Raw genomic sequence first — 591 nt, forward strand, 5'->3', positions numbered from 1 at the left:
CCCACCAGTGCTTTGTAAAGCACGAAAAAAGAGGCGGGTTGCTCACTTCTGTAGAATCTCGTACCTTATCGTTATCGTGTATTCGACATGCTGATGAACGGCTGTCAAGCATCCTTTGTCCAGGTTACGAGATTCGAGTGAGAGGCCCTAAGTGTCCCGCACGAGGTCAGAGCCTCAATGTTGTTACGAACAGGCACTCCCGCCGAATCCCAAGCTTTTCAGCTGTTTGTCAGCTGTTGTTTAGCTGATCATAGGCAAACATCTCTTTTTTCTTCATTAAAGTCCAGGCTATAACCAGCATCTTTGCTGCCAGTTTCACCCGTACGACCATATAGATCCCTTTTTCGCGTTCTCTACCCTGTATTTTGCTTGCAAACCATGTGCTGAACAGGCTGTTACTGTTTGAGGCTACCAAAGCCGCCTGACAAAGAGCAAAACGCAGATCAGCCTGTCCTCGTTTGGAAATAACGGGTGTAGCTTTAGCTGCTGGTTTTCCGCTTCTCGATGCACTCAGGTCAAAACCAGCAAGCTTGAGAACCTGTTTGGCATGATCGAACCGGTTTGGATCACTGACATAAGCAAGTATTTTTG

The 591-nt window shown here is 47.2% G+C and carries 1 protein-coding gene; it reads right to left on the reverse strand.

Annotated elements, in window-relative coordinates:
• Nucleotides 1–229: 229 nt before the first annotated feature.
• On the reverse strand, nt 230–591 hold a 362-nt coding region (locus EKD02_RS09930), incomplete at its 5' end, for a transposase (RefSeq protein WP_148102981.1).

The organism is Chlorobium phaeovibrioides (genome assembly GCF_003968655.1).
Lineage (GTDB): Bacteria > Bacteroidota > Chlorobiia > Chlorobiales > Chlorobiaceae > Chlorobium > Chlorobium phaeovibrioides.